This is a genomic window from Methylacidimicrobium tartarophylax (assembly GCF_902143375.2).
Classification (GTDB): domain Bacteria; phylum Verrucomicrobiota; class Verrucomicrobiia; order Methylacidiphilales; family Methylacidiphilaceae; genus Methylacidimicrobium; species Methylacidimicrobium tartarophylax.
The window spans coordinates 1-4,997 of the sequence record NZ_CABFVA020000103.1 but is presented as its reverse complement, the minus strand read 5'-3'; the positions used below and the strand labels follow the sequence as shown (position 1 = coordinate 4,997).

2 protein-coding genes and 2 pseudogenes are annotated in these 4,997 nt (G+C 58.3%); all 4 read right to left on the bottom strand.

The features are described from left to right. Nucleotides 1-586 precede the first annotated feature (586 nt). Nucleotides 587-1,051: an AlbA family DNA-binding domain-containing protein gene (locus tag MAMT_RS11725; protein WP_246186619.1), complete on the bottom strand. Its 465-nt coding sequence runs from the start codon at nucleotides 1,049-1,051 to the stop codon at nucleotides 587-589. After that, complete coding sequence (locus MAMT_RS08925) at nucleotides 1,048-3,855, bottom strand: TrlF family AAA-like ATPase (protein ID WP_142660675.1); 2,808 nt, start codon at nucleotides 3,853-3,855, stop codon at nucleotides 1,048-1,050. The genes MAMT_RS11725 and MAMT_RS08925 overlap by 4 nt, the downstream gene beginning before the upstream one ends. 191 nt (nucleotides 3,856-4,046) lie before the next feature. Further along, nucleotides 4,047-4,300, bottom strand: a pseudogene (locus MAMT_RS12020) (IS1634 family transposase N-terminal domain-related protein); the annotation flags it as partial. 137 nt (nucleotides 4,301-4,437) lie between these two features. After that, a pseudogene (locus MAMT_RS08920) lies at nucleotides 4,438-4,860 on the bottom strand (helix-turn-helix domain-containing protein); the annotation flags it as partial. Between the last annotated feature and the right edge of the window lie 137 nt (nucleotides 4,861-4,997).

Sequence of the window (4,997 nt, the reverse complement as noted above, 5' to 3'; positions counted from 1 at the left end):
AATGGGCCATGTAGGCAGAACGAAAAACTCTTAACGTTCTGCTTCAACCGCTTACGACACTACACAGCGGAAGTTCGGCGAGTTCCGCCTGCGTGCGGAACAGTACTCCATCACCACCGTAGGATTCGCCAATGTTTGTACCTGGGCAATTTTGACATGCCCCCGGTTCCCTTTCAGGTTCAACCCTATTCCGGGTGACCGCCCTCGCCCAAGGGTTTCCCCTCAAAAGGGGCGGCTACTATCTCGGCGGCAACGATGCCTTCATCGGATGGCCCGCTCAGACCCTGGTGTTCTATCAGCGATCGCAGCTTCCTCTGGATCTTCCTGAAAAGCCTGTCTCTTCCGTCGCCCTCGGCAGGGCGCCAGCCGGAATGCTCCGACAAGGGAATCTACCGAAAGACCGGCGACGGTTGGCCGCCAAGCGCCTTGCTCGTCGCGAGCCGCCATCCCCTATTATACCGAGGAGAATTTTCCGGCACATCGCTGCTTTGTGCCGGAGCAAACTTCTGCCACAGGGGGAGCTTCCAGGTCGGTCAGTGTGGTGTGCCGAACCGACGTTTCATCGAAGCAGATCAACCGAGACTGGCTACGCTGCTGAAAAAGCCTGGTCAACTGATCCGGCGGGATCGGACGTTTCGATGAGCCGACCCGATGTAGATAGCCCCCCCGGGCTCTGATGGACAAACAGGCTGCGCTCCACCGCGATCCGGATGACGGGCCGATCGATGTTGTCGGAATTCGGCAGCGTCATGCATTCGATGATGGGCGCCAAGGGAGGTCGGATCGAGTCTTCGCAGGCCTGCCGCACCAAAGTTTCCACCGCGTCGAACCGTTCGGTCGCAATGCTCATCACTAGGCGGTCGTTCGTGACGCCGAGTAAGAGAACGCCCCCGGCACTGTTGACAAAGGCGGCCAGCTCATCGGCCAGATCGGTTTGCGTTGGCCCCCCCTGCTTTGTCGCCGGCGAAGCGAACCTCCTTGAGTTCCAAGAAAGGGCCTTCGCCCAAGTGGATATTTTCCAGGAGCTCGCTGCGGTTCTCGAGCATGTCACACTTCCGTTCCCAATCTCTTCCAGCGTTGAGCGAAGGCTTCGCGGCCGCCTTCCATCACGCGACACACCTCGTCGCGGAGAGCCTTTTCCTGCAAGGCGCCACTCAGCTGCGCACGGCACTGACCACGGCCAAACTCCATGACATAGATCAGTTCTGCATCTCCGTTGACCACGATATTCGGGTTGTGGGTCACGACAAGAAGTTGGCGACGCATCTTGTTCTCGCGAATCTGACGCACAACCAAGTCATAAATCAGATGGTTATCCAGATCATCCTCGGGCTGGTCGAGCACGATCGGCTCCTCGCCGAATGCCAAGACGAAAGCCAGTAGAGCCGCAGCGCGCTGCCCCTGGGATCCCTCGCGGATCGGATGCCATTCCCCATCACGCTGATACTCAATGCGCAGATCGTCCTCCGGGTACCAGGCAAGGATGTGGTCGGCGAATTCCGGTTTGCGGCTTTGGCGTTCCAGGTAGTTGCGAAAGTGCCCGCCGAGGCCGTTATCCACTTGCAATAGAAGGCGTTTTATCTCCTCGATGGCCTGAACCTTTTCCGACGGGCTCGCTTGAGCAAGCTCGAATGCTATGCCGCCTGCCGGCTCGCCGTGTTTGAACGATAAGATGTCATCACCAAAGTGATCCTCATCTTCGATCAAAGCCCGAAATTCCCGTTCGATCTGTCTGGCATCGAACCCAAAGAGGATCGTCTCGATCCGCACATGTTCATTGCGCTTTAGCGCTCTCTTCAGGAAGTCTTCTCTCTTTTTTGTGATCTCACGGCGTCGCTGCAGGATCAGATCAAGCTGCTCTTCGATCTGCCGACAGAGTATATCGCGATCCGCCTGAGCCTTTTGTAACTCCTCCTGCTGGGCCTCCAGTTGCTGCCGCTCCTGAATCAGCCGCGCGAAGGCTTGCGGATCACCCACCCCTTGAGCCTCGAGTTGCGCTTGCAGTTCGTCATGGGCTCGCCGCGCGGACTGGGCGCGCTCATGCCAGGCGCACAGTCGAGGATCCTGCCACAAAGAGGCGATGGCCTGTTCCATAACCTGAGCCTCTTGCTCTATATGTTCCTGGGTCCGTTGTACCAGTCGATCCACCTCGGCACGCCAAGCCAATAGCTCGGTGTCATCCGCAGTGAAATTCTGTGCGACCCACTCGTCGAGCAGGATGCGCTCCGCCGCGTCCCGGATGGTTGCGCTCCCTTCATGCAGTTGAGTGAACAACTGATCGACCTCCCGCTGCTGGCGCTGCACGCGGGCAAAAGCCTGCAGCACGGAGGAGTGATTGGTCTTAGTCAAGGTTTCCAGCTTGCGAGCAGCCTCCGTGAGTTTGCGCTCCACTTCCGGCATTTGAGCTAGCTTGCCGTCTAGTTCCCGCAGCCGCGCCCGCTCCGCAAAGAAAGTACGCCGGGCTTCCTCAAGCGCCCGGCGCAGCGGCCCTACGGCGCTCGCCTCGTCGATGATGGCAAGCAAGGATTGTCGCCCGGTCCCGGCCATTGCCGCAATCTGTCCCTGGGAGAAGATGCGCAGCGGAAATCGGTCCGCTGTCATGCTCTGACTGGAAGATGGCCGCCACCGTCCCTCCTGCTCTTCCTCGACTGCCGAACCCTGATCCTCCGCCCTCCACAGGAGCCGCACGTGCTCTTCGTCGTGCTGCCATTCCATCCGGATGGCCGTCTCGTTCCGCAGCGCGCCTTCCCCATCGCGACCCCTTGTTGTCTTGCGGAAAGCATCAAACTGCTCGCGCGCTTCGCTCTCATTAGGTAACTTGTCTAATTCCCCGTCGCGACGAGCGGCCAATCGCAGAGCGTGCACCACGGTCGATTTTCCGGTCCCGCGCCCGCCGACGATGGCGTTGAAAAATGGCGAGAACGTTAGCTTTGCCGGCTGACCGTTGCCCATGTAACTGGCCTTCTCGATCTCGATGGCTTTGATAAAATGCGCAGGTACCCGGAAAGGATCGAAACCATCCTCATCGCTGCGACGGATGGACACCCCGTTGCCGTCGAGCAAGGCAAGCCGGAGCCCTTCGAGATTGGGTGCAGCCATCTTGACCCAGGTGTAGCGGCTAGCCGGCGCCGAGGAACCCTGGAACGAGTGGCAGTCGCTTCCCAGAACCCGTGCCAATTGCTCGACCAGAGACTTGACGCATTCCGGTGCACGTCGGTTCCTGTCCTCCCATTCGACAGCCAATACAGGACACTCTGTCAAAATTCCTTTGATGGTATTGGCATCTAAGCGGCTTGCCCCGTTGCTTCCATCCCGCAGAGCGAGCAGTGCCTTCCCTCCGTTACCCGGCCGGTCGGCATGGGCGGGGATAGGGATACCGCCAGCATGGAGAACTTCAGTAATGACCTTTACGGGCCCTTCCTCGGTGACTCCATCGCTGTCACCATCAGAACCTCGATAACGAATGGCTGCCAGCAAGTCGGTGATCGTGCGTGTCGTCGAAGCAGGATCAAAAATCGCGAGCAGGTGAAATCCACCGGTGACGGAAATCTCTACCCCAGGAAAAATTGTCAGTTCACGAAAGCTCTGGTGTGGCTGCCCGGCATCAGCATGGGCCTTCATCTGCGCATAGGCTGCCTTGAGCGGGTCGATCCATGCTCCGCTGTTGTGGTCGGTCACCGCCACACAGTCGATGTCGGCGCCCATAAACCTTAGCAACCACTTCTCGGGCGTTACCTCCTCCACTGTGCGGATCGCCTTTTGCCAGGGCCCCGTATCTTTGGACGCTGGTGTATGTGTATGGAAATCGAATCTCCACCAGCGCGAACCGGGATAAGGCCAATCAGTAATGGGCATGCCGTATCCTTACTCAGAGATTCAATTTCATTTGTGCACCGACCATCTCCACTTCGCGAGCCGTTTGTTCAATGGATCTCCCTGCGATGTTAACCCAATTTTCGTCGTGTTGTGTCGTAAGATACTGTAGCAGACAGTCCTACGTTTTTGTTCTGCCTACAGGGCCCATTTAGGCGGGCAAGCGAAGCGGGGGCCGAGGCTAGAACCGCCAGTCCTCCGTAATCAAGCACCCCTTGAGCTTCCAACTCATCCAGAGCGACGAGCGGCTTCTTGTGCAAAGCGGCGGCCAGCACCTTTTGGGCGTCCTCCGGCAGCCGGGCCACAGTAGCGATCAAAGCCATGTCTTGACCTGCTTTCCCACTCGGTACGACTCCCGGATCATCCAAGACCGATAGACCTTCTGCTTGCGCTGCGTGCTGGCCTCCTGCGAATGCGTAAAAGTCATTGAAGCATCGACAAAATGGTCAAAAACCAGCGGAAGATCGGTTAGCCATCCGCCTCTTCCAAATCAACTGACTGCAACCGTTCCCCATTCGCCACCAGCCACTGCCGCGCTCGCGCTACCTCCGGGCACAGACTATGCACGTAGTGCTCCAAGATTCTCCACAGCCGGGTGTCCTGCTCCTTGAGTATCTCGGCCACCTGAGAAACCGGCATCTCCTGGGAAAGCATCAGGATGACCGCCTCCATCATCAGGGTAAACCCGCTCCCCGATCTGGCCCAGGGAACTTCCGCCAACCGCACTCCGTGCTCCGGGAAGTCCACCCGAGGAACCCGCGCAATCAGCTCGGTCTTGTACTGCCAGAAGTTCTTGTGCCTCCACCGCTTCTCCACCGTGTCGTGCGCAGGAGAAGGATGCCCGCATTCCGGACAGGGGAACCGATGCCCCTCTCGAAAATCGAGCCAGATCATCAAGGAATGATCCACCGGAGAAAGTTCGCTTCGAGTTACCTTCCACTCCGAACCCAACTGTAAGGCCATCGCAAAAAGGTTGTTCGCCTCCATGCCCAAAAAATCGGAAAACGAGCCCCGCTTGGCAATCCGCGGTCAAGGAGGATTGACGAAGTCGAAGTGTCCTTGACGGCGAATCGCTCCGACACAAAATCCGTCGAAGACGGATAGCAAGAACACCGTTTCTTGCC

Coding starts and splice junctions, on each gene's coding strand:
- MAMT_RS08925 (WP_142660675.1), bottom strand. CDS start 3,855: ATGCCCATTACTGATTGGCCTTATCCCGGTTCGCGCTGGTGGAGATTC.